This is a genomic window from Mycobacterium sp., assembly GCF_036273375.1.
Lineage (GTDB): Bacteria > Actinomycetota > Actinomycetes > Mycobacteriales > Mycobacteriaceae > Mycobacterium.
The window spans coordinates 1-3,113 of record NZ_DASUHS010000001.1; the positions used below are offsets into that span (position 1 = coordinate 1).

A 3,113-nucleotide genomic window follows, 5' to 3' on the forward strand; every position below is an offset into this window, starting at 1 on the left:
GAAGATGAAGATGAGGTGCTCGGGAGGCTCCTCCACGATCTTGAGCAGCGCGTTGAACCCCGCCGTGGTGACCATGTGCGCCTCGTCGACGATGAACACCCGATAGCGCGACTGGGCGGGCGCGTAGAACGCACGGTCGCGCAGCTCGCGGGTGTCATCCACGCCGCCGTGGCTGGCAGCGTCGAGTTCGACCACGTCGATGCTGCCGGGCGCGTTGGGCGCCAGCGCCTGGCACGAGTCGCAGACCCCGCACGGGGTGGCCGTCGGGCCCTGAACGCAGTTCAGCGAGCGTGCCAGGATGCGCGCCGACGAGGTTTTCCCACAGCCGCGCGGACCCGAGAACAAATACGCGTGGTTGATCCGGCCGGCTTCCAGGGCGATCGACAGTGGTTCGGTGACGTGCTCCTGCCCCACCACTTCGGCGAAGGTTGCCGGTCGATACTTGCGGTAGAGGGCCACGGTCAGCAGGCTACCGGCGTCGGGTGACTGGGGCCCGCGGGCCGTCGAGTGTGAACGTAGGGCGGGATTTTGGCGGCGATTTTCCCGCCGTCGGTTCACACACTCGACGCGGACGACGCCAGCAGCGACTCCGACGCAGCCAGCAGCGCGCAGGTGGCCAGGCCGTCCACGGCGTCGCGCAAGTCCGGCAGCGACGGAAAGGTCGGCGCGATCCGGATGTTCGTGTCCTTCGGATCTTTCCGGTACGGGAACGACGCACCCGCCTCGGTGACCGCGATGCCGGCGTCCTTGGCCAGCGCGACGGTCCGCTTCGCCGTTCCGGGCAGCACGTCCAGGCTGATGAAGTAGCCGCCCTTGGGGTCGGTCCATGACGCGATCTTGGAGTCGCTGAGCCGCTGATCCAGGATCTCGGCGGCCAGCGCGAACTTTGGCGCCAGGATCTGCTGGTGACGCCGCATGTGCAGCCGCACCCCGTCGGCGTCGCGTAAGAAGCGCAGGTGCCGCAGCTGGTTGATCTTGTCCGGCCCGATCGACTTTTTCGCCGCGTATTGCAGGTACCAGGCGATGTTGCCCAGCGATCCGCCCAGGAAGCTCACGCCGGCGCCGGCGAAGGTGATCTTGGAGGTGGACGCGAACACATAGGGCCGATGGGGGTTGCCGGCCGTGGCCGCCAGCCCGAGCACGTCGACCTGCCGGACGAAGTCGTGCGTCAGGGTGTGCACCGCATAGGCGTTGTCCCAGAACAGCCGGAAGTCAGGCGCCGCGGTCCGCATCTGGACGAGTCGCAGGACCGTGTCCCAGGAGTAGGTGACTCCGGTGGGGTTGCCGAACACCGGCACCGTCCACATGCCCTTGATGGCCGGATCGGCGGCGACCAGCTCTTCGATCAGGTCGACATCCGGCCCGTCGGACAGCATCGGGACGGGGATCATCTCGATGCCCATCGCCTCGGTGATGGTGAAGTGCCGGTCGTAGCCCGGGGCCGGGCATAGGAACTTGATGCTCGGTTCGTCCTTCCAGGGCCGCTGCGAGTCGACGCCGCCGTACAGCATCGAGAAGGCGACGAGGTCGTGCATCAGCTCCAGGCTGGAGTTGTTGCCCGCGATCAGGTTCTGCACCGGGATGCCGAGGAGCTCTCCGAAGATGGCCCGCAGCTCGGGCAGGCCATGCAGGCCACCGTAGTTGCGGGTGTCGGTGCCCTCGCTGTCGCGGAAGTCATCCCCGGGCAGGCTCAGCAGCTGGTTGGACAGGTCGAGCTGGGCGGGAGCGGGTTTGCCGCGGGTCAGGTCCAGGGCGAGCTTCTTGGCCTGCAGGTCCGCGTAATCCTGCTGGTGACGAGCGTTCGCGGCCGCGAGTTCGGCCGGGGTGAGGGACTCCAGCGACACCATGAACCCTTTCGCTATCGAAGGCGGGAAACCAGTGGCGATCGCAAGCGCGGCGAAGCCGGGCGAAGCGGGTCGCCGCTCATAAAAATAGGGGACCCCGCGCACCCGACAGAGCCCATTGACCCTTGCGGCCTTCCGGCCCTGGGGGAGTTCACAGGATAGACGCCGCGCGGGGTCCAGCGACGAGTCTAATACCTGCCCCGGAGTGGACGACGAGCAACTGGCGGGCGCCATCTGGCCCTCGGTTACCATGGCCACGGAGGATTCGCCTAGTGGCCTATGGCGCTCGCCTGGAACGCGGGTTGGGTTAACAGCCCTCGCGGGTTCAAATCCCGCATCCTCCGCCATTGGTCCGCCAAGCGGACACGTACGAATTGATATGGATTCGGGTCGGCCGCCTTTAGGCTGGCGTGAACTCACCAGCACGAGGAGGGGTATGGGGCGCAAGGTCGCGATCCCGTGGCACGCGCTATTTTCGATTGCTGCCGGCTTCCTCTACTTCTTCTTTGTGCTGCCCCGGTGGCCAGAGTTGATGGGCGACACCTCGCGCACGCTGGGCATGGCGCTGCGCATTGTGACGGGTGCGCTCGTTGCGCTCGCGGCGCTGCCCGTGGTGTTCACCCTGCTGCGCACCCGCAAGCCCGAGTTGGGCACACCGCAGCTGGCCCTGTCCATCAGGATCTGGTCGATCGTGGCCCACGTGCTGGCGGGGGTGCTGATCATCGGGACGGCGATCAGCGAGATCTGGCTGAGCCTGGACGCCGCCGGACGGTGGTTGTTCGGGATCTACGGCGCGGCCGCCGCGATCGCGTTGCTCGGCATTTTCGCGTTCTATCTCTCCTTCGTCGCCGAGCTGCCCCCACCGCCGCCCAAACCGATTAAGGCGAAAAAGCCCAAGGAGCGTCGCGTGCGACGCAAGAAGGGCGACGAGGCCGACGCCGAAGAAGCCGACGAGGACGCGACGGACGAGGCGGAGACCGCCGCCGCAGAAGCCGAAGAGACCGAGGAAGCCGAGCTGGCTGAGCCGGCGGCCCGTGAAGTCACCGCAGAAACCGCCGACTCTGAGGCGGCAGCGGAGCCGGCGACCGAGGCGGCGCCCGTCGAAGACACCACAGAAACGCCCGAGGCAGCCGGCGACGAGGGCGACGAGTCGAAGGCCAGGTTGCGCAACCGACGCCCGACCGGCAAGGGGTCGCATCGGATGCGACGCAGGCGCACTCGGGCCGGCGTCGCGCTGGACGAAAACGCCGACGAGGACTAGTCAGCGGC

The 3,113-nt window shown here is 67.4% G+C and carries 3 protein-coding genes, 1 tRNA gene and 1 other RNA gene; 2 read left to right on the top strand and 3 right to left on the bottom strand.

The window, feature by feature from the left end; genetic code table 11:
• The 3 genes from VFW69_RS00005 to ffs form a co-directional block, all read right to left on the bottom strand.
• The coding region (locus VFW69_RS00005) for a DNA polymerase III delta subunit-related protein (RefSeq protein ID WP_526496875.1) at window positions 1–459 on the bottom strand (459 nt) is incomplete at its 3' end.
• Between the two features lie 95 nt (window positions 460–554).
• Window positions 555–1,844, bottom strand: coding sequence for an aspartate aminotransferase type Ic (locus VFW69_RS00010; protein WP_526496878.1), 1,290 nt, complete (start codon window positions 1,842–1,844; stop codon window positions 555–557).
• A gap of 85 nt (window positions 1,845–1,929) precedes the next feature.
• Window positions 1,930–2,026, bottom strand: an RNA gene (gene ffs / locus VFW69_RS00015) — signal recognition particle sRNA small type.
• 76 nt (window positions 2,027–2,102) lie between these two features.
• Here ffs and VFW69_RS00020 point away from each other — a divergent pair.
• A tRNA-Ser gene (locus VFW69_RS00020) sits at window positions 2,103–2,191 on the top strand.
• An 89-nt stretch (window positions 2,192–2,280) separates the two neighbouring features.
• Window positions 2,281–3,105 (top strand): lipid uptake coordinator LucA, encoded by an 825-nt coding sequence (lucA, locus tag VFW69_RS00025; RefSeq protein ID WP_526496877.1) that lies wholly within the window; start codon window positions 2,281–2,283, stop codon window positions 3,103–3,105.
• Window positions 3,106–3,113: the final 8 nt, after the last annotated feature.

What these genes read in the sequence shown, in the direction of transcription:
- lucA (WP_526496877.1), top strand. Translation starts at nt 2,281, where the DNA reads ATGGGGCGCAAGGTCGCGATCCCGTGGCACGCGCTATTTTCGATTGCT.